This is a genomic window from Paenibacillus sp. CMM36 (genome assembly GCF_053570945.1).
Genome location: NZ_JBSEDY010000003.1, coordinates 325,433 through 347,798 on the forward strand (window position 1 = coordinate 325,433; position 22,366 = coordinate 347,798).

13 protein-coding genes and 1 pseudogene are annotated in these 22,366 nt (G+C 43.8%); 8 read left to right on the forward strand and 6 right to left on the reverse strand.

What is annotated here, in order from left to right:
- Window positions 1-31: 31 nt before the first annotated feature.
- The 5 genes from treP to ACWA2B_RS08775 all read left to right on the forward strand — a co-directional run bounded on the left by treP (window position 32) and on the right by ACWA2B_RS08775 (window position 7,242).
- Window positions 32-1,996 carry a PTS system trehalose-specific EIIBC component gene (gene treP / locus ACWA2B_RS08755; RefSeq protein ID WP_449291937.1) on the forward strand — a complete coding sequence of 655 codons (1,965 nt, stop codon included), beginning with the start codon at window positions 32-34 and terminating at the stop codon, window positions 1,994-1,996.
- Between the two features lie 76 nt (window positions 1,997-2,072).
- Window positions 2,073-2,822 carry a trehalose operon repressor gene (gene treR / locus ACWA2B_RS08760; protein ID WP_069010927.1) on the forward strand — a complete coding sequence of 250 codons (750 nt, stop codon included), beginning with the start codon at window positions 2,073-2,075 and terminating at the stop codon, window positions 2,820-2,822.
- Between the two features lie 210 nt (window positions 2,823-3,032).
- Window positions 3,033-3,773 (forward strand): LytR/AlgR family response regulator transcription factor, encoded by a 741-nt coding sequence (locus ACWA2B_RS08765; protein WP_069291031.1) that lies wholly within the window; start codon window positions 3,033-3,035, stop codon window positions 3,771-3,773.
- A 1-nt stretch (window position 3,774) separates the two neighbouring features.
- Complete coding sequence (locus tag ACWA2B_RS08770; protein WP_449291938.1) at window positions 3,775-5,076, forward strand: GHKL domain-containing protein; 1,302 nt, start codon at window positions 3,775-3,777, stop codon at window positions 5,074-5,076.
- A 123-nt stretch (window positions 5,077-5,199) separates the two neighbouring features.
- Entirely contained in the window at window positions 5,200-7,242 is a 2,043-nt protein-coding gene (locus ACWA2B_RS08775; protein ID WP_449291939.1) for a serine hydrolase domain-containing protein, read from the forward strand.
- A 37-nt stretch (window positions 7,243-7,279) separates the two neighbouring features.
- Here ACWA2B_RS08775 and ACWA2B_RS08780 read toward each other — a convergent pair whose 3' ends face one another.
- The 3 genes from ACWA2B_RS08780 to ACWA2B_RS08790 are packed head-to-tail and all read right to left on the reverse strand — an operon-like array spanning window position 7,280 to window position 11,279.
- A complete protein-coding gene (locus ACWA2B_RS08780) occupies window positions 7,280-8,479 on the reverse strand; it encodes a Ger(x)C family spore germination protein (RefSeq protein ID WP_340931284.1) in 1,200 nt (399 codons plus the stop codon).
- Window positions 8,472-9,575, reverse strand: a complete 1,104-nt coding sequence (locus ACWA2B_RS08785) for a GerAB/ArcD/ProY family transporter (RefSeq protein WP_069010932.1) — start codon at window positions 9,573-9,575, stop codon at window positions 8,472-8,474. Before ACWA2B_RS08785 ends, ACWA2B_RS08780 begins: the two co-directional genes overlap by 8 nt.
- A 24-nt stretch (window positions 9,576-9,599) precedes the next feature.
- The gene (locus ACWA2B_RS08790; RefSeq protein ID WP_449291940.1) at window positions 9,600-11,279 is read right to left on the reverse strand and encodes a spore germination protein; all 1,680 of its coding nucleotides are present in this window, start codon (window positions 11,277-11,279) and stop codon (window positions 9,600-9,602) included.
- A gap of 406 nt (window positions 11,280-11,685) precedes the next feature.
- On the opposite strand from ACWA2B_RS08790, the gene nirB reads away from it, so the two are divergent.
- Together nirB and nirD are read left to right on the forward strand one after the other, a co-directional pair.
- Window positions 11,686-14,115, forward strand: coding sequence for a nitrite reductase large subunit NirB (gene nirB / locus ACWA2B_RS08795; protein WP_029515881.1), 2,430 nt, complete (start codon window positions 11,686-11,688; stop codon window positions 14,113-14,115).
- Between the two features lie 39 nt (window positions 14,116-14,154).
- Window positions 14,155-14,484 carry a nitrite reductase small subunit NirD gene (gene nirD / locus ACWA2B_RS08800; RefSeq protein ID WP_029515880.1) on the forward strand — a complete coding sequence of 110 codons (330 nt, stop codon included), beginning with the start codon at window positions 14,155-14,157 and terminating at the stop codon, window positions 14,482-14,484.
- A gap of 68 nt (window positions 14,485-14,552) precedes the next feature.
- On the opposite strand, the pseudogene ACWA2B_RS08805 reads toward nirD, so the two are convergent.
- The 3 genes and pseudogenes from ACWA2B_RS08805 to ACWA2B_RS08815 all read right to left on the reverse strand — a co-directional run bounded on the left by ACWA2B_RS08805 (window position 14,553) and on the right by ACWA2B_RS08815 (window position 20,410).
- A pseudogene (locus ACWA2B_RS08805) lies at window positions 14,553-15,889 on the reverse strand (exosporium glycoprotein BclB-related protein).
- A gap of 234 nt (window positions 15,890-16,123) precedes the next feature.
- Entirely contained in the window at window positions 16,124-20,020 is a 3,897-nt protein-coding gene (locus ACWA2B_RS08810) for an immunoglobulin-like domain-containing protein (RefSeq protein ID WP_449291941.1), read from the reverse strand.
- Window positions 20,021-20,068: 48 nt separating this feature from the next.
- Window positions 20,069-20,410, reverse strand: a complete 342-nt coding sequence (locus ACWA2B_RS08815; RefSeq protein WP_209949403.1) for a phage tail protein — start codon at window positions 20,408-20,410, stop codon at window positions 20,069-20,071.
- A 247-nt stretch (window positions 20,411-20,657) separates the two neighbouring features.
- On the opposite strand from ACWA2B_RS08815, the gene ACWA2B_RS08820 reads away from it, so the two are divergent.
- A complete protein-coding gene (locus ACWA2B_RS08820; RefSeq protein WP_029515876.1) occupies window positions 20,658-22,358 on the forward strand; it encodes a spore germination protein in 1,701 nt (566 codons plus the stop codon).
- Window positions 22,359-22,366 lie beyond the last annotated feature (8 nt).

Genomic DNA, 22,366 nt, shown 5'->3' on the forward strand with positions numbered 1-22,366 from the left:
AAAAAGAGCAAACGTTAAGGGAGTGGGCTAGATGGCGATTGAAAGATCACAGGTAGAAGACATTATAAAAGCCGTTGGTGGCAAAGACAACATAGAGGCCTCTACGCATTGCGTAACTCGTCTGCGATTTGCCCTTTATGATGATAAGCTGGTAGATAAAGATGCACTGGAACAAAATGATTTGGTCAAAGGCCAATTTTCTTCACAAGGACAGTATCAGGTCGTGATTGGTCCAGGCCTGGTGGATAAGGTATATAACGAAATGATCTCCATTACAGGAGGTAGTCGGGCTTCTAAAGACGATGTCAAAAATGCAGCAAGCAAAAAACAAAATCCAATTCAGCGTGCCATCAAGACGCTGGCAGATATTTTTATCCCCATCTTGCCCGCAATCGTGACTGCAGGTTTATTACTTGGAATAAATAATATTTTGACAGGCAAGGGGATTTTCTTCGAAGGTATGGCTCTGGTTCAGGTCTATCCTCAATGGACTGACTTTGCTGCTATCATTAACACCATTGCCAGCACCGCTTTTACATTCCTACCTGCCTTAATTGGATGGTCAGCCGTTGTCCGGTTTGGCGGCAGTCCTTTACTCGGGATTGTACTGGGTCTGATTCTGGTTCACCCAGATCTATTAAGTGCATACGGTTATGCGGATGCCGTTACCAAAGGAACCGTTCCGGTTTGGAATTTGTTTGGGTGGGAAGTGAACAAGATTGGTTATCAAGGACAGGTTTTACCTGTTTTAGTATCCGCTTACGTACTTGCACAAATTGAAAAATTTCTAAATAAAAAGATAGCGGATTCATTTAAGCTGTTACTCGTGGCACCGATTACATTATTAATAACGGGATTTCTGGCTTTTACAGTGATCGGTCCGGTTACTTTTATGATTGGTAATGCTATTACGTCTGGTCTTGTATACGTTTTCGATTGGGCTCCTGCGGTGGGAGGCTTGATCTATGGAGGCTTGTACTCCTTGCTCGTGATTACGGGAATGCACCATACTTTCCTGGCGGTGGATGTGCAATTAATTGGTACGCAGGGTGGGACGTTCCTCTGGCCGATGCTGGCGCTGTCCAATATCGCTCAGGGGGCCGGAGCATTGGCCATGATGCTGGTATTGAAGGAGCAAAAGGGAAAAGGGTTGGCTCTTACCTCTTCTGTGTCTGCTTTTCTGGGTGTAACCGAGCCTGCCATATTCGGGGTGAATATCCGATATAAATATCCGTTCGTATTTGGAATGATCGGTTCGGGTATCGCAGGTATACTGCTTACCGTAAATCATGTGATGGCTTCTTCCATTGGTGTGGGAGGGATTCCAGGCTTCTTGTCTATTTTCCCAAACAACTGGGGTGTATTCTTCATTGGGATGGCGATCGTATTGATTGTACCGTTCACTTTAACCTTTATGTATGGAAAACTGCTAAATAAGCGCCGTCAGACTCCAGCTACACCAGCTAACGACTCCGTACGGAAAGATTCGGGCCGTCAAAATTCTGCACTGGATGTGCTTGAAGTAAAGACTCCGGTACTGGGACGTGTTGTGCCATTGGAGCAGGTTCCTGATCCGGCTTTTGCCGAACGGCAGATGGGACACGGTATCGCAGTGGAACCGAAGGATGGCAAGATTCTTGCCCCTTTCAGCGGAAAAGTTATTCATATCATGATGAAAAGCAAGCATGCCTTGATTTTGGAGCATCCGACAGGTGTACAGATTCTGGTACATGTGGGGATCAATACGGTGTCACTGAAGGGTGAGGGATTCACTATACATGTGGAGACAGATCAAACTGTGAAGCAAGGACAACTATTGATGGAATTTGACCGTGATCTGATTCAGAAATCCGGATATCCCATCATTACACCTGTCATTGTCCCGGATGGCCAAAGTATGATTAAATCGGTTGAGGAACTGCCAGGTGAGGCAGACGATTTGCAGTATACCTTAATGAGAATTCATTTGAATTCTTCATCAGGTCATAGGAATTAATTCAGTTTCAATTCGCACAGTCTATTATAGTGAACAGGGAAGTGAAAGAATGCTACAATGAACGTGGTGATGAAAATTGACAAAGAATATATTTTTGCAAATTTATCAGGATTATTCGGGACAGATTCAGACAGGCGAATTGGCTCCAGGTACGAAAATGCCATCTGAAAATGAACTGGCCCGGGAGTATAACACTTCTCGCGAAACCGTACGTAAGGCACTCCATTTGCTTGCACAAAATGGGTATATCCATAAAATAAAAGCTAAAGGATCTTTTGTTCTGGATATGGGACGGATGGATTTTCCTATAGGAGGTCTGGTCAGTTTTAAGGAAATGTCCGAACGGATTGGGCGTACATCACGAACCATTGTACATGAAAATCAACTACTTCCAGTTCCAGATGACATAGCCAATCATCTTGAGATTGACAAAGACAAATATTTGGTCTGGAAAGTCGTTCGTGCACGTGAAATTGAAGGTGAATGCGTCATATTGGACAAAGATTACTTTCGATCAGACATTGTATCTGTGCTTACTGAGGAAATTAGTCGTGGATCCATCTACGAATATTTGGAGGGAGAGCTCCATCTTCAAATCAGTTATGCCAAAAAAGTCGTTTCCGTAGAAAATGCAGACGAAGAAGATCATAGGCTGATGGACCTTCAGAACTACACTCATGTGGTCGTAGTACGTAACTATGTTTATCTGGAGGACACCACGTTGTTCCAGTATACCGAGTCAAGGCATCGGCTGGACAAATTCCAATTTGTCGACTTTGCCAGACGTTCCCACGGTGGAGACAAGAGAGCAGATTTTCTAAAATAACGATCAATAATATAGTTAAGAAACCCCGTCTTTTAAGACGAGGGTTTCTTTTTTACCTTGGATGCAACTGCTGAGCAGCTTCTATACTGGCATTTGAGGGATTTGAATTTGCGTTTTATCCAAAAGCTATTTATAGAATGTTAAAAGGTTATATACTATTTAAAATACAATTCCATGATCAATGCAATGGGAAGGAGGTGTATGTTATTTATGTATAGAGTGGCTATCTGCGATGATGAGCACAAGCAGAGAGAGCTTGTTAAAAATATGCTGATTACTTTGTCGATAAAGACCAGTATAGAATTTAAAGTTGAATTATTCGACTCCGGAGAACAGCTGGTATCTCATTATCAAAACCATGAGTCTCCATTCCATATCTTAATATTGGATGTTGAAATGAATGGCATGAACGGAATTCAAACCGCCCAAAAAATAAGAAGTTTAAATCACCTGGATGAACAGATTGTTTTTTTAACGAGCTACCCTGAATATATGGTGGAAAGTTTTGACGTAGTCACATTTCAGTATTTAATAAAACCGATTGCTCCCCATATCTTTGAGGAAAAAATGATAAAGCTGTGTCAATATTTTCAATCTCTCGATAAAAAATTCGTTATCATCAAGTCAGCTTATGAGGAAGTGCTTTTAAAATATGACGATATCATTAGTATTGAAGTGGTCAAAAGCTTAACCATAAAAAACAAACTGCATTTTGTAACCTCTACTCAAACCTATGATAGCAAAGGGATTCTTTCGGACTATGCTTCAGCATTAAAAGAACATAATTTTCTACAAATTCATCGTTCGATTATTATAAACTTAATTCATGTGAAAAAATTTGCTGGCGGTGATGTTTTGATGTCAAATGATGTGAAGTTACCTATTGGGCGTTCTAAAATAAAAGAAGTTAAAGATCTATATACCAAATTTATGATCATGAAGATGCATTAATATGATGGAATATAACTCCCTGTTTCTTAATCTTTGCGTTGTCCTTGTTATGTGCTTCCAAGTGAATTTTTACTTTAACTCGGTTTTTGATAAGTCCAATCGAAAGCCGAACAGATTCGTGTACTTCATTATTTTTGGGTTGCTGGATTCCCTATATTTAAGTGTTTATTTGGCTCCTACGATATCTTCGATTTTAGCATTACTTGTCATATTTAGTTTAGCGCAATCGTATACAGTGGAAATAAAGACAAAGATCATCTTTTCTATCCTTTATGCTGTATTGATAACCATCGTTAATTTTATATCTCTTTATATTTTATATGCTGTAGGCTCTGTTAAAATTAGCAACTTTATCCATTTGAGTGAACAAGATCACTTGATATTCTCTAAGGTTATGTTACTCAGCTGCATTATCATGTTTGCTGTCATTCAGATTATACGGTTATTTGCCAAACGAAGAACCTTCCCTTTGCAGCATCGTTACTATATTTTATTTTTAATCGTTCCCATCATAAGTTTATACCAGGTCAATGTTTTATCTGTTTATAGTGAAAAGAATATGTATTATTTTGGTTCTATTATTGGCTTTATTTCCTTAAATGTTTTTATCATATATATTTTTGATAATGTCATTGAAAAATTTCAATTAATGCATGAAAATGCTCAATTACAAGATCAGATGGACTACCAAGATGCCAATTATGAAAAAACGGTTCACAGCTTCAAAAATATAAAAAGAATCATTCATGATACACACCAACAGTTTTTGTATATTGAAGAATGTATCAAGAGAAATGAATTGGCTGAGGCGAGTGAACATATTAAGGTTACCTTAAATAAAATCGAAGGAGCATATCAAAGGGTTAATACCGGTAATCTGGTTATAGATGCTCTTGTCACGAATAGTCTTAATATTGGGCAAGCCAATGGCATAAAGATAGATACCCAACTTAACTTATATTCACAGAAAGTAAATATTGAACGTTATGATTTATGTGTAGTTCTAGGGAATATGCTGGATAATGCCATAGAAGCATCTAAAAAGGTCAAGATTGCTGATGACAGGTACATTCTTATTAAAATACATTCCAATGAGTCCGCGCTTTTCATTCACATCCTTAATCATGTGGAGAATGAAGTGGCTCATTTGCATAGTCAAAAATCAAACCCAGATGTTCATGGCATTGGCTTAACCAATATATCTAGAATATGTGACAAATATGGTGGGAATATGACCATTGAAACGAAAAATAAAGTATTCAATAATATGGTTTTATTGCCATTTTATAAGGACATTCCTTAGACATCATGTTGTTTAGGGATTGTTTTTTTCGTTTAAGGGTGTTTTTTTATATAGAATCCTCGTTCATTGTATGATCAGGTCAGTCATAAAATCTGGTGAAGTTATAAGAGGAGGAAATATGGAATGAAGAAAATAATAGCTGTGTTCGTTTCTGCTATGCTTTTTGTACTGCCGATGACGAATACTTTTGCTCAAGGCACTGTTGAACCTATCAAGGAAAAGGCTCGCAGTCTGGCCTCGGAGCTGGTATCCAAATACGGTGTTAGCGGTGTGCAGTATGCCATTATGGATCATGGAAACATCGTATTATCGGATAGCGTGGGTGTAAAGAATAAAGCAACCAAAGAGCCGATCACCAAAGATACGATGTTCGGTATAGGCTCTACAAGCAAAATGTATGTATCTGCTGCAACGATGATGCTGGTGGATGCCCATAAGGTAGATATTGATCAGCCATTAACAACATACATTAAGGACTTTAAAATGTCTGATGAAAGATACAAACAAATTACACCGCGTATGCTGTTAAATCATTCGTCAGGTCTTTATGGTGCTCACTATAAAAATAGTATGTTATTTAATAACAATGATACAGAAAATCATGATGAGCTCTTGCTAAGGTTGCAATCAGAAACTTTAAAATCAAACCCTGGCGAATATTCCGTATATACCAATGATGGATTTCAATTGCTTGAAATATTAGTTGAGCGGGTGAGCGGTCTAAGTTACACCGATTTCCTGGCAAAGCATATGAGTACCCCTTTAGGTTTGAAATCTACCAAAACACCTCTCGATCAATTTGATAGACAAAAGCTGTCCAAAACTTATTTTCCTGCGATTGAGGGGGCCTTACCGGTTGAAAATGCCAATGTCATTGGGACAGGGGGCTTATACTCCACCGCAGAAGAGGTGGCTATGTTTTCAGAAGTGTTAACGGGGAACAGACCCGATATTCTATCTGCCCAATCGGCGAAGTCCATGCAAAGTCATGAATATCGAAAAGGAATATGGGTACCTGAAGAGACAAACAGCTTTAATTATGGACTTGGTTGGGATGCGGTTCAGTTGGCACCGTTTAGTGATTACGGAATAACTGCGTTATCCAAGGGTGGGGATACTGTTTTGTATCACTCTACTTTGATCACCATACCAGAGCATCATATTTCTATGGCTGTGCTTTCATCTGGAGGGTCTTCCATCTTAGATAGTATTTTTGCTTCTAACATTTTATTGGAACTTTTAAAAGATAAGGGCATCATTAAAGACATCATACCTGAGAAAACATTTGAGCCTCCTGTAAAAGTGGAAATGCCATCTGATTTACTTTCTTATTCGGGATTATACGGTTCTGTGGGTACAACCATCAATGTAGAGATTAAAAACGGTGAGTTTGATTTACCTGCTTTCTTGGATGGATTCGTCCCGGCGCAAAAATATGTGTATACAGGCAATGGACAATTCAAAAGCAGTGATGGCAGTGTAGCCATAAGCTTTGACAAACAAAAAAACGGGAAAACGTATATTAAGGCTAACCTATATTTAGACTTTCCGGGATTAGGTCAAATGGTTATGGTGACTTATGAATATCAAAAGCTAGATGCCAATCCTGTAAATCCCACAGTTAAAAAGGCATGGGAAAACAGAAACGGGGAAAATTATTATGCTTTGGATGAAAAGATATCTTCCATATTTTATCTGGCTCCCTCATTTATAACGAAAAAAATATCCGTTGATCATAATGGATACGCAAGTGGAACTAAAATTGTGGATGAGAATAAAGCAGTAAATGCCGTTGAGATTCCTGTTATGAGTGGAAGAGATGCATTTGATCTGAATTTTTATACCAAGGATGGTTCGGAGTATTTAACCATAGATGGACAATCCTATATCAGTGAAGATGCTGTTAAACCTATCTTGGGAGGAAAATCAGTGTATACCATACCATCTAATGGCCAAGCCACATGGTATAAAATAGATAAAAACTCAGCCAATAAAACGATGACCGTTGATTTTCCAACAAGCGGAGGGTTCGCTGTCTATGATGAAAACGGAGCGGTTGTACAATTTTCAACTGCTAGCAATAACAATTCGGTTGTACTGCCCAAAGGTGGCTTGATCGTTTTGGGTGGCAATGCAGGGGATGTATTTAAAATCAATTTGAATTAAGTGTGTAGTCGCTTCTGTAAATTCAGGAGCGACTATTTCATTCAGCAGATGAACCTAAATCCGTAATGGATAATTTTATATCAAAGGTTACGGGTGTTTTGCTGAATTTGTAATCCCAATCATCCTTTACTTTTTTCCACACCTGCGGTTCCTCAATATGCAAATGATCACCAAAACCGGCAACATCGACTTTATATTCTGACTGTAATTTGTGCATAAGAGACTTAATCCTGCTAGTCACTTGTTCTTCAAACTCTTTCTCAGCCTCCTTCATGTTTTGTGTCTCAGTCGGGTCGGCTTTATCATCCCAGTTTTCGATTAAACGTCCTTTGGATTCAATTTTTACGTGAAACGAGATATCGTTACTCTCAGTCACCTTCGTTGTTATTTTGCTTTTTACCGATTTGATTTCGTAAGTTATGGCTTCATTCCGCTTATCATACGTTTTGACAGCTCCGCCCTTAACATCCCCTGTAATCCATCCAATACTCTCCACGTCTTGTTGTCCCAAAGTACCGATCCAGTGACCGGTATCTCCTTTAATAATGCCGGCACCTGAAAATTCTAATTCTCCATCGGATTCAGTGATGTTTTGCAATATATAGCTTTTTTTGGAATGCATCAACCCATCCAATTCAGACAAATTTACTCCCTTCATTACCTTGCTGGTTCTGAAATGGTTACGAAGCATATACAGAATATGAATGGATGGGACTTCTTCTTTATATTTGGTAACTAAAGTACTATCTGCTCGTCCCTTGCTTAAAAAGACCAAACAACTCGGGCGAATATCATTATCACGAAGCACAAAATCCATCAATTGCTGCATCGTCTGTTGTTTTGCCAGTTCGGTGGAAACCACCATGACCTTTAGATGGTGGCCAATAACGGGGCGATCCAAACGGAGAGAGAGTTGGCGGAAGATTTCAAGCAAAGAATCTCCTGTGCCAGTTATGTTGTTATAGTTTGGCTCTTGTCCCCCTCCTCCGCCTTGTTGGTTTGGGCTTCCAGATGATTTTTTGGGGACGATTTGTACGCTGGCCGTAATTTTATTTTTCTTGAAGTAACGGCTGCCTTTCTTCTCCAGATCCTGTTCCAATGGAGTGAGCTCTCCCTTATCCAGAGAAAGTCCTGTATATATGCTAAGTTCCTCTACTTCTTTGCTGCTCCAACAACCGACTTGAGTCACCAGAAGAATAAAGGCAAGCAGTACAGATAGGATAGGTCGTCTACACATTTTGCTTCATTCCCTTCTTCCTGATCATGAACACAATGGAGAGAAATACCGGAATCAAAATAAATAATAGGATTCCCATATATCCGATCGCATCGCCCAGGCTAAACACTTCCATCATACGAACAGGAGTCATTGTGGAGATAAAGATTAGCGGGATTAAACCGAAAACCGCATAACGATATTTAAAACCAAACACCTGTGAAACACCTAAGGATGCATTGAAGAAAAAACTGCAGGAATTACAAAACATTTGCATCATCCAGATCACTAGCAGTGGAAACTCTAGACGTTCAAAAAGAAATCCGGGGATTTCAAAACTGCGCATCAAATTAATGGTAGGCCAAGTACTTGTCACAGTGGAATCTACCGATAGCCCGCCGATGACCATAACTACGGTCAAAAAGTACAAAATTAAAGGGATACTGATCCCCACTACCATGGCCTTAAATGCTTTCTCGGGGTGTTGCATAAAAGCGACCAGTGTCATGACGACTTCACATCCACTGAAAACAAGGATAGTTGATTTCAGTCCCTTGATGACGGGTAAAACCCCTTCACTCAATACGGGACGAAGATGATCAATTTCAAAAATCCTTAAGCTAAAGAGAAAACAGAAAAGCAGAAAGAAGAGACTGATCGGAAGTACAATCTGGTACAGTCGCGCGATAGAATTAATGCCTCCAAAAACTAAATAACTCCCTACCCAGATAAATGGAATCACAATCGCCCAGATGGGTGTGCCTTCGAGTAGAAAAAACATGGTCACTTCAGCTAACACACGTATTTCAAAGCCGGCAATGATTATAAAGTATATAATCAATAGCACGCTTAAGATTCCTCCCGGAACAGTGCCTACAATTCTTCTGGAGTATTGGTATATGGTGTTTCCGGGAAACTGTTGACTTAATTTCACCATGACCCAGACGACGAATATGACAATACCTCCACCGATGAGGACAGAAAGCCATGCATCAGGAGTCTGTACTTGTTCAGTTACACCCCTCGGCAGTGTCAAAATCCCTGCGCCCAATACGGTATTGGTCAGGAATACAGCCGCCTGCTTCGTTGTGATCTTGTCATCAGAGCGTCTAAACACAGTAGCTCCTCCTTCGTCTTGGCATCATGGTCTACGCCTTTTTTGCTGCGTTTTCATCATAACAGGTCTTCGTTTCATTAGAGATATAGGAGCTCGGATGTACATATCTTTCAAGTCGCTTAGACGCATCGGGGAAAAGGGAGTCACATATGGGACGCCGAAGCTTTTCAATTTCGTCAGATGGATACAAATCAACAGAAAGAACAATATGGTTCCGAGCATCCCCAGGATTGCTGCAAAGAGCATGCCGACGAAACGCAGTAGGCGCAAGGTAATGCCCGCACTGTATGTCGGTATCGAAAATGAAGAAATGGCAGTTACCGCAACCACAATCAGCAGGAAGGGGCTGACGATGCCCGCATTTACAGCAGCGTCGCCGATGACCAAGCCTCCCACAATGCCCATTGCAGGACCAATGGGTTTGGGCAATCGGATGCCGGCTTCCCGCAGGATTTCAATCGAAATTTCCAGAATCATGACTTCAATGACGGAAGGAAAAGGGACGCCTTGACGGGTCTGAATGATGCTAATGACCAGCTTGGTCGGAATCAAACCGGGATGAAATGAAATAAAAGAGATATACAAAGCAGGGCCCATCAGCGCTATGAAAGCTCCAAAAAATCTCAGCAAACGTAAAAGTGAACCTGGAATCCAGCGTTCATAATAATCCTCGGGAGATTGAAGCAGCATACTGAAGGTCACCGGGACAATAAGTGCAAAGGGAGTCCCGTCCAGAAGAATGGCTATTCTTCCTTCCAGTAATGCATTAATGACACGGTCGGGTCGCTCTGTGTTGTGAACCTGCTGGAACGGACTTAAGTAATTGTCTTCAATGAGTTGCTCCACATAACCGGATTCAGCCAAAAAATCCATATCTATTTTTGATATTCTGCGGTTTACTTCTTCAAGAAGATCCGGATTCACAATATCCTTGATGTACGCGACAACCAGATCCTTTTTGATTCGGCTTCCCACTTGAAATTTCTTCATTTCCAGACTTTTATTTAAGCCCTGGCGTCGAAGCATCGAAGTATTTTCACTTAATACTTCCGTAAAACCGATTCTGGGACCCCGAAGTAGTGCTTCAGAGGTTGGTTCATTGACGGAGCGAATGGCGCCATTAGGCGAGCCTACCAGTAGTGCTTCCTTCATTCCTTCAATTAATAAGGCAGTATGACCTAAAAGGATGAACTCGTGCAGTTCCTCCATACTGGTAACTTCACTAATTTGCGTAAGTGGCATCAAGCTATCTTTTATAAAAGAGCTACTTATACTTTCCGGCTGTTCCTGTTGGTCCTGCTGGCCCTCAAACATCAAGACCTCCAATACCTGATTGCTCATAAGCTTTTCATCCTGCATGCCTTCTATGAAGACTAATACGGACCGAGCATGAAATTTTTTCAACATAAACTCACGAAAATGCACATCACTATTTCCGCCTATAGACTCTCGGATCGAATTTAAATCGGAATCGTAATTCCCTGTAATTTTAGAGTTTGGTTTATTCTGTTGATCAAGGTGCCCTTCGTTATTTTCATCGGAGAGCGGCCGACCGGAAGAATGTTTGGATTTCGCTCCCTTACTACCGACAAACGAATAAATCGAGGTGTTTATATAATAAATCCCTAAAGGAATAATCAACGCGAGGCCTGCTTGAAAGAGTATACTCCAGCTCGGAATATAAGAAATTATTTTAGACCACAAGATGACCACCTCCAAACGAATCAATTCTAAGATACAAGTTGTCCCTAAAGTATTCCTTATAAAGGTTGTATTTACACATGAACTGGAAAGATTCGTTCGATGACCAGAGCAAATGATCATCAACTACACTATTTTTAAATCTAATCATTACGGCAGATCTCACACGAAACACTTCTGTTGTTGTTATAGAGCTATCTAGCACTGAGAGCCAGTGTAGAGAATGGAGCAAAATCCCTTGAAACGGAATAGGGAAATCCCTAAATATTCTTAATTTTAACTACATTGTGATTCTAGTCACATATAGCTCTATCTGCTGTATTAAAATAGAAGCATAAACAATATTCATTAGAAACGTAGAGATGTCGTCGGATAGGAAGTAGCGTCGAATGAATGGAGGAACCGGTATATGATAAACAGTAAAAAGAAGCTTGTGGTTATAGGGAACGGGATGGCTGGTATCAATACGGTCGAACAAATTTTAAAATTAACAGATAAATATGAAATTACAGTCCTGGGAAGTGAGCCGCATCCGAACTATAACAGGATCATGCTCTCTTATGTGTTGGAAGGTAGTAAAACAATAGATGATATCATACTGAACGATTTGCAATGGTATGCGGATCAAGGGATTACTTTATATACAGGAAAAATGGTTAAAAGTATCGACGGTGAGAACAAGAAGATTCTCACCGAAGACGGACTGGAAATTGATTACGATGTGGCTTTGGTGGCTACTGGTTCACAATCGTTTATTCTGCCTATTCCGGGTAAAGAATTACCGGGAGTTATTGGTTTCCGAGATATCGCCGATTGCTCGGCAATGCTGGAAGCGGCAAAGACCTATAAAAAGGCCGCTGTCATTGGTGGAGGTCTGTTGGGGCTGGAGGCAGCTAAAGGCCTGGTCAATCTGGGGATGGATGTTACGGTCGTTCATTTAATGGAAGATTTGATGGAACGTCAGCTAGACCGGGAAGCCTCTGCGATGCTAAAAGCAGAACTAGAACGCCAAGGAATCAAGTTTGCTATGCAAATGCAAACTTCGGAGGTGTACGGTCAAGATCGCGTACAAGGATTGCGGTTTTCAGACGGAAGCGAGCTGGAAGCGGATTTGGTCGTTATGGCGGTTGGGATCAAGCCTAATATTCAGGTAGCTGTGCAAAGTGGTATGGAAACGAACCGTGGTATTGTAGTCGATGATTTGATGAGAACCTCTGTGCCGGATGTATATGCTGTAGGGGAATGTGTTGAACACCGCGGAATCTGTTATGGTCTGGTAGCTCCGCTGTTTGAGCAGGGAAGTGTCATTGCCAAACATTTGGCAGGCGCGGAAACTGAAGGTTATATGGGATCGGTGGTTTCCACCAAGCTCAAAATTTCAGGGGTGGATGTTTTCTCAGCTGGCGAATTCATAACCCAGCCTGAACATACGGTGATTGTTGCAAAAGATGAGTGGAAGCGGACCTACAAAAAAGTGCTGCTTCGTGAAAATAAGATTGTTGGAACTGTACTGTTTGGCGATGTGAGCGAATCTGCTAGCCTGCAAAAATATGTGCGTCAGCAAACATTGATGACAGATGAAATATATGGACAGCTCATGGGTACTGGATGCAGCAATCACGGGTCGAAAACATCATCCGCTGAAACGATGGCCGATGATGAAATTGTGTGTGGCTGTAACGGTGTTACTAAAAAGGCCATTGTTGATGCAATTAATGACAATGGGCTGACTACAGTCGATGAAATTAAAGCATGTACCGGAGCAACTCGTTCTTGTGGAGGATGTAAGCCGGTCGTGGAGCAGATTCTACAATATGTTCTTGGAGACAGCTTCAAGACGTCAGCCAAGCAAGGAATATGTAGCTGCACAACATTGAGCCGGGACGAGATTGTGGAAGCGATCAAAACCAAAGGGCTGACAACAACGCGTGAAGTTATGAATGTACTGGGTTGGCATAATGATGAAGGTTGCTCCAAATGCCGGCCGGCGCTGAATTACTATCTGGGAATGATTAACCCGGACACCTATGAAAATGAGGGGGATTCCCGTTTTGTAAATGAGCGATTGCACGCGAACATTCAAAAGGATGGAACGTTTACAGTTGTTCCTAGAATGTACGGCGGTGTAACGACCCCAGAAGATTTGAAGAAGATAGCAGATGTTTCTCTTAAATACAACGTTAAGGTCGTTAAAGTAACAGGAGGACAGCGGCTTGATTTGATCGGTGTCCGTAAAGAGGATCTGCCTAAAGTATGGGAAGAACTCGATATGCCGTCGGGGTATGCCTACGCGAAGTCACTTCGTACGGTTAAAACCTGTGTTGGATCGCAATTTTGCCGGTTTGGCACACAGGACTCGATGGGAATGGGAGAAGTGTTGGAACGGAAATTCGAACGACTGGACTTCCCGGCAAAATTCAAATTAGCGGTTAATGGATGTCCACGCAACTGTGCGGAATCATGTACCAAAGATATCGGAATCGTAGGTAATGATGGGGGCTGGGAGATCTTTATCGGTGGTAATGGCGGTATTAAAGCACGGTTGGCTGATTCACTCTGTAAAGTGAAAACCGACGCCGAGTTGATTGATATTGTAGGTAGCGTAATGCAACTCTACCGCGAAACAGGACAATACCTGGAACGTACTTCGGAGTGGGTGGAACGGATCGGTCTGGAAGAGATTCAGAAAGCAGTCGTTCAGGATACAGCTAATCGCCAAGCTTTAGTAGAACGTATCGAATTTGCACTGCAACAGGTCGAAGACCCTTGGAAAAAGATCATCAATGATGAGGATTCACGCAAGAATTTATTCGAGGTTGTCACCCCGTCTATTGTGTAATTGTATCTAAAATGCCTGAGGAAGGGAGCAATCAAGCAAATGATCAAAAATGCCGAATGGCTTGTCGTCGGTCACAGTAAGGATTTTCCGATCAGAATAGGACGTACCATCCACATCAAAGGTGTCGAAATTGCTGTTTTTCGCACTTCGGAGAATGAGCTTTATGCCGTTGAAAATATCAATCCTCATCCCAAAAGAGGTCCTCTTACAGAGGCGATAGTATCTGGTCATTATATCTATGATCCTTTATATGACTGGAAAATTGACCTGCAGACAGGCATCGTTCAAGAGCCTGATCACGGACAAGTTAAAACGTTCGCTGTTTGTGAAGAGGGAGAAGAAGTAAAAATATCGCTCGAAACGGTTTAGTTCATCTGATGGAATACAAATAAAAAGGGCTCAACAGGACAATCCTGTTGGGCCCTTTTCGGCTTGGATCAGGTAATGGTAATGCCTGCACTCGCATAACCCACCACGGTGTTGAGGAGGGAGGCTCCTGTAGCCGTTGCTGAGAAGACCATAAGTAGACGGGTCTGCGCGGTTACGGGTATAGCCAATTCGGTAGTAATACCACTAGAGATCGTTCCCAAAGCAACAATGTCAGTCAGTGGGGGAGTCAATATAACGGTAGCTCCGGGAATCGCTGTGAAGGAATTATTAGGTGTTGGGGAACTAAACAACTGGGCAGTAATGCTAACGGATGATGCTAAGAGGGTCAGAGCAGCTGTTGTACTGAAGTAACCAGCAATAGAGGTAATTACGCCATCCCGTGGTACGGAAAAAGCAAAGTTAATAAGCGGTCCTACAAGCGTACCTGTGAGGTCAATGGTATCGCCTACGAGGCCAATACCTGTAGCTGAGCTTCCGAAGCCGATCAAACTTGTGGTTCCTACCAGCCCACCAAGAACAGTTGTCAGTGTAGCAGGCCCTCCGGAAGCAAACGGGATGATGGCTCCCGAGCCGGTGGCTCCGGTAATCCCTGTAACGCCCGTAACACCCGTGGCCCCAGCGGGTCCGACAGCGCCAACCGCGCCCGGTAGACCATCGGCTCCCGTAGCACCCGTAGCGCCGACTGGTCCGGCAGGGCCTTCCGGTCCAGCGGCGCCGATAGGCCCAGCGGGCCCAGCGGCGCCCACAGGTCCAGTCGCTCCAACAGGTCCCGCAGGTCCGTCAAGGCCCACAGGTCCGGCCGCTCCGATAGGTCCTGGAGGTCCTTGTGGCCCTGGTCCACCTGCTGGTCCAGGCGCACCGCCGGGTCCCACCGGTCCTGGAGGTCCTGGAGGCCCTGGAGGCCCTGGGGCTCCTTGTGCACCGGGCTCCCCTGACAAGTATGTTTCACCTAATACGTTGCTAACCATCGTTCCAGTGATTCTGATCGCGTTGATTAAGCTGTCCTTAAGAGCAGGATCGAGGGATTCTTGTAAAACGATGGACAATAGCGCATCCAGCAATTGTTGCAGTGCAGTACCTACGCGATCGGCGAGAAAGGTGTAGCTTCTAACGCAACAATAGCAAGCTCCAGCGCTGCCAGTATGTCTGCCTTGGCCCCGCCGCGAAGCCTTAAGCTTTTCGCCAGAGACAACAGACGTCTTAAAACCTGTTGCAAGGAAGATACATTAGCCGCAGAAGGGTTTGCGAACACGATGGGGATAATCGCGGTCATTTCATTAATCAGCCTGAGAAGATCTTCGATACTTCTATTTACTCTTGTTGGTTTACAGTCTTCATCTTTTTTTGATGCACCACTGAACCTGAACGGTTTTTTATGTTTCATGCTCAAATATCTCCTCCTGATCGTTCTTCCTACAGTAGAGGTGACAGGTGGTTCATCGCCCCGTTTCGCAGATACTCATAATATATTTTCTGAAGCGAAAAGGGTGAATGACCAAGCAAAAATGATTGTTGAAGGCTCGTTACATAAAATACACATAAAAAATACGGCCCCCCGAAAAGCTTGGAGGCCGCGTTATATGGTTATACTCATCTGATCTATGAAACTTGAAAATTCTTATTTAAGCATACGTACTAACAGTTCAGCCATCTCACCTCTGCTGATAGCCGCTTTTGGCTTGAGCGTTCCATCTGGATAACCGCTGATCCAGCCGGAGGATACTGCATTTTGGAATGCTGCGGAGGCCCATGCTGAAATCTGCTGCTCATCCTTGTAGGATTGCAGTGCAGTAGTGCTGGAAATGGATGTCTGATTCTGCATCGCGTGTGACAGGATCACCATCGCCTGTTCACGGGTAAGGCTCTCATCAGGTCCGAAAGTTTGAGCGGTTAGCCCTTGAATCCATCCCTGACGGTAAGCAGAATCCACAGCTGATCCAGCCCAGTGTCCCTTCATATCTGTAAATGAGGTAGAAGGGCTCTCATCTCCAGCAGTTCCCAATGCTCTGGTCAGTATGGCTACAAATTCTGCACGGCTTACAGCGCGCTCAGGACGTATGTTGCCGTCTTTATAGCCTTGTATCCAGCCTTTGTCTGCAAGAGATTGCAAGGACTTCGCTGCCCAATGGCCTTGTACATCTGGCCATACTTGAGCTAGCTCTTGCGAATCTGACGAATTGATTGGGGCATTTTGCACACGGGTATTATCGGTTTGAGGCTTTGCATCTGTGGCGATGGCAAAGGTACCTAACCCGGTCGTATTCAGACTCACACCCGACAATATCCCGTTTGAATCCATTACAGCAGTACCTTTTAGAATCTCACGCTCGCCATTCTCATGAATAACAAGAATGGAGAACTGGGGCTCTGCATTGTGTAACTCACCTAAGGATTCGTTATCCAGCGGTAGAATGATGGTCGATGTCCCTGTCCCTGTCATATTGGCTTTGATGTCTGTAACCGGACCCATCAGCGTCAGGCTGGATTGTTGCTCAGCCCAATCACGGATCTGCTGTGCACGCTGTACATCTACCTGCTGGAATGACAATGTAACGTCCTGCTGACCTGAGGCCATGCTGGTTAAGGTGTCACTGGATATCCTCAGTGTTCCATATCGGGATATTACCGATGCACCCATCTTATCCCACTTATTCAGTAAAGAATGAGGAAGGAGAACACGACTCAGTTGCTTTTCCTGCTCCAAACGAATGTCTGCGTATGCTTTGCCTTCGCGAAGTGCTTGCTGTATCTGCTCATCCAAAAATGCCGGCGAAGGAACAAAGAGGGAGAACTCTTTCCCTTGTTCGGAAAATCCGATCTGTGGCACGAAAGCAGATAGATCCTCAGTCTTATCTTTGTTAGATTTGCCTGTATTCGCAATTACCTTGGCAGGAACGGTCACTTCTATGGCTTGCGTCAAAGCATGAGAACCATCACTTACCCTCATAACATCCAGCATGATAGTTACAACGGAAGGAGTACCTGCTTGAACAATAGTTCCGTCTGTACGCACGATGTCTGGCTGGCTACTGCTGCTGATGGTCACACGGAAACCATCAGGTACAACAGGCAACCTGAGCAGTGTATCACTTGTTGTAGGAGCTGCTATGCTTGTGATGGAATCGGCAACGCGCTGCGCGGTTAACCCTTGTGGATACACCAGCCCTGACGGAGCACTCTTCATGCCATTTATGTTCTGTAGTACATAGTAGCTGGCTCCTTCAGGAACGGGTATAAATGTATATCTACCCTCTCCGGAAGCAATTCCTTCCGCTATAAGCTCCTGCTGGGCATTGTACAGCTCAAGCCGTGCGTTCGGTAAGGCGCCTGTAACGATCACAGAGGCTATATCCTCATTGCCTGCTGCGGCTGTAACAGCACGAGGCAGTACGTTTATATGGCGTTCTGCAGGCTCTGCCGTCCAACCCCCGTTGTCGCTATAAGCATAGTTCAATACATATACACCAGGTACATTTGTATCAACATTCCCGCTACCTGAAAGCTCAGGGAGCAGGATATTGCCGTAAACACTGTCCAGTACGCTGGCTCCTGGATCAGTGAAGCTGTCGCCGGTTTCCAGAACAATTGGATTACTGCCGTTCAATCGTACGTAAGGTGTATTCGGCAATGCCTTCAGCACTGTGATTGTGAATGTTCTTTGTACAGAAGCTGCACCTTTAGAAATAATGGCAATTAATTGTACATTCGCATCACCGTCTGTATATTTAGGCCGATTCACCTGACCGCTGTTGCTGAGGATATCTGGTTGATCCGAAGACCAGTCCATCTGGGTGTCAAATGCTCCTGTACGAGGCAGAGCAATGGAATCCTTAATCCCTTGCGGATAATCCAAATTTAGTGTATTTGCTGCCAAATTTACGGCTTCATCAGCACTTACGGGCAGTGCGGGCACGAGCAGGCTGAATGTTTTTCGCAGCTCAACCCCGCCTCGTGACACAACTGCTTCCAGCGTGATAGTCTGATCGCCTTGCACATAGCTTGGGAATGTTACATGCCCCGTATGATCCAGGAACTGGGGCTGAGTCGATGACCATGACACCTGAACACCATTCAATGCGTCTTTTGGCAAATATACGTCTCCGGTTACTGTAGTCATTGGCAACTCAAGCGCCCTGTATGCTGCGTCAACGGCTTCTGTATCGCTCATGGGCAGACGGAATACATGCGCAGTAAAATTCTTTGTTTTCGTTAAGCCTGCAAGTTGCAGGGTAGCCGTTAGGATAACGTCAGTATCTCCACTACTATAAGAGGGTCTGGTGAGTGTTCCATCTGCTGCAATGACAAGAGGTTTGGACGAGGACCATTCGATCTGCGTACCACCATAACCGGATAATGGGAGAGATATATTTTCTGTCAGCGCAGACAAATCGCCAAGCGAGAGGGCACCTGCTGCTTGATCTAATGTATCATGTGCAGTTATCTTCGGTACGGTAACTTCGAAAGTTTGAGTATCCGAGGCAGTTCCTTTTGCAATCGTAGCTGTCAGTTTTACTTTTCGGTCACCCAGATCGTACCGCGGGCGTATGACAGCCCCCTCATTCGTAATGACGTCAGGAGTATCCGAACTCCAGCTCACCGTCGTATCATTCAATCCAGTGAGGGGCAGTGTAAGATTTTGAGATACCGAATCAGCTGTATCTCCAGATGCAAAGCCTAAAGCAAGAGCGGCTTTTGCCTGTGCAACTCTCTCGGCATCGGTAAGTATAATCACTTTAACCTCTGAGGGAGTGCTCTCCCCTTTAGCATTCACAGCCTGAACCGTATAAATTGCTTCACCTGGCGGCAATGCTGAAGTGTCTATGAATTGGGTTAAGCTGCCTGTATAGAGCGTTACGCTATCTCGTATGACTTTGTATGATGTTGCATAAGGAACAGCATCCCAGCTTAACTCCACTGTATTTCCATTTTTGGTTCCTGCAAAATGGCCCGGAGCCTGTGGAATAGGCAATTGCTCCCCATAAGCTGCGAATTCCATGATGGAAGTCCATTGATTGTTTCTTGCATTTCCTTGATCAATAGTTAATCGCAAGTATCGTGTAGTTACAGGGGCAATGCTCTTTTCAACATTAGAGCTTTCATTATTCTGGACGGTATCTACAGTCACCCAATTAATTCCGTTGCTGCTTGTCTGCAATCGGAAACTGTATGGATCACGTTGATCGTTCCATCCATAATGGACACCCATACCTGTAACAACATATCGATCTACGGTATACCAATCTCTCAGATCTACCTGGATCCATTTTTCACCATTGCTTGCCTGATACCAGCGGCTTGTTGGCTCGATTGACCCATCTACCGCTCTGGAGGGATCATAGGGTTGCGTGTAACCGCTTGAGCTTACAGGCTTGTGCAACACTACATTTTCCCAACCGGCAGCATGTGCCTCATTCGTCCCTATGAGCAGGAACGCACCGCCGATGAATGGCAGCAATGGAACCAGCAACCGATAGGGTTTCAATTTGTTGCGTGTGAAGTTATTGCCTTCGAGCACGCTATCACCTCTTCTTTATTAAATAGCACACTATTGAGCGTATTCATCTTATGGGCGGGACGGGTATGCCCCTTCGGTTGCGATGTAGTAGTTTACATTTGGCAACGGGGAAGCTCCGCGCAAGTCAGGCAATGCAAATGTGCTCACTCCATCGCCGCCAAAATTAGTGCCCAGCAGGCTAAATAATGCTGAATTCTGAGCAATGCTCAAGATCTGGCCCTCGCATTTTAGCCAACCTTTAGGAGCGAACATGTACGGGTACACCGTAATTTCCCCAATATAAGGCTCATAACCTGCATGTGCCTGTTTGGGACTGATTGCCGTTCCACCTAACAAAATGACCGCTAACAAACTCAACACAGCGGTTTTCTTCCAAAAATGATTCTTCATACCTACAACTCCTTTTTAGATTCGAATAATGGACCACGAATTCAACAAATTTGTGACATTAGTCATAGGATGAATAGATATTATCATGGATTTCTACATTTGACACTACAGTTCATCTATCAAATTCACCTTTTTATTCCTTTTGTGAGCAAAGAAATTTATTCCATCCCACCTATCGTCCATGCATCTTTTTTCTAATCCAGGTAAATCTATATACAAATCCTATGGAAGTAAAGGAGGAAAGAACGTGTGGCAGGTCATCGGAACTCATATACCCAAATGGAACGTATGGATAGAAGCTGTCTTTTTGTTCATCATACCTTTGATTATTTTTCTGACGGTACGACAAATTAAAGCGATGGATGGTCGAGAGAGCAGACGTATGGAACGATTAAAGCTTCTAGAAGAAGAAGACCGTTCGGAGCAGGCAGATCGCAACCCGTCTGTAAGTGAGGCAGAGAAGGAAAAGGGAACCTTTACCGAAGATTATGAGGCGAATATAGAAAAAGTCAGACAAGCCGTCGCGGATATGGCAGATGTGAACGAACGATCTATTTTCCTGGGAAAACTGAACGCTGTAGGTACACTTTTTTTTGTGGATGGATTAACAGACAAGGTTGGCATGGATCAGAACATTTTAAAGCCACTGATGGATTGGGGCAGTTCAGGACAAGGCGGGGAGGATCTTCCGAGAGGAAAAGAGCTTCGGGATATGTTTATTCGTCAGGTCATGCTGGTATCGGAGACAGAGTATACGTTAGAGGTGCAGTTCTCCTTGCAAAAGGTGCTGTTCGGTTCTGTCATACTTATAATTCAGGGCATACCCGGCGCTTTTGTGCTGGGTACACCCAAAGGGAATACACGAGGGGTGGAGGACCCGATATCGGAATCGGTGCTGCGAGGACCGCGAGTCGGTTTTACCGAGACCCTCAGCGATAATACGGCAATGCTGCGCAGACATGGAGAAAGTACGGAACTGGCCATGTCGTCCTTCAAAGTTGGAAAAAGAGTGGAGAAGCAGTTGATGGTGGTGTATTTCAGAGACATTGCCGACCCGGAGCTTGTGGATGAGGTGAAGCGGCGGGTCCAAACCATTGATATGGATGAGGTATTGGAGTCGGGCTATGTGGAGCAGCTTATTGAGGATAATTTTCTTAGCCCCTTTCTGCAAATTCAAAATACGGAGAGACCGGATCGGGTCATGGCTGCATTGCTGGAGGGACGTGTGGCGATTCTGCTGGACGGTACACCTTTTGCGCTTCTTATGCCTGTAACGTATGGGATGATGCTCCAGTCCCCCGAAGATTATTATGAACGATGGATACCGGGTTCGCTTATACGATTCCTTCGTTTTATGGCAACTTTCATATCGTTGTTCGCCCCGGCGCTCTATATCTCCTTTATCTCGTTTCATCCCGGATTGATTCCAACCAAGCTGGTCATTTCCATTATCAGTGCGAGACAAGGGGTTCCGTTTTCGACGCTGGTTGAGGCCCTGATTATGGAGATTTCTATCGAAATTTTACGTGAGGCGGGACTTCGGCTCCCCAAACCCATCGGTCCAGCGATGGGCATCGTCGGCGGTTTGATTATTGGACAGGCCGCTGTTAACGCCGGGATTGTAAGCCCGATTCTCGTAATTGTGGTGGCCGTTACAGCGATTTCTTCCTTTTCAGCCCCTGTATACAGCGCTGGGATTTCCATGCGTGTCATGCGCTTTGGAGCCATGTTTACGGCGGCCACCTTCGGGTTGTATGGCGTAATCATGTTTTTCCTAATGCTGAGTATTCATATGGTTAAATTACACAGCTTCGGTGTGCCGTTCCTGAGTCTAACGGTCCCCCGTTCGTTGAAGGACTGGAAAGATTACTTCATACGAGCACCGCTGCAATTTATGAAAAATAGACCCATTCTTTTGAAGCATAAAGACCCTAAGCGACAAGGATGAGCTCAACA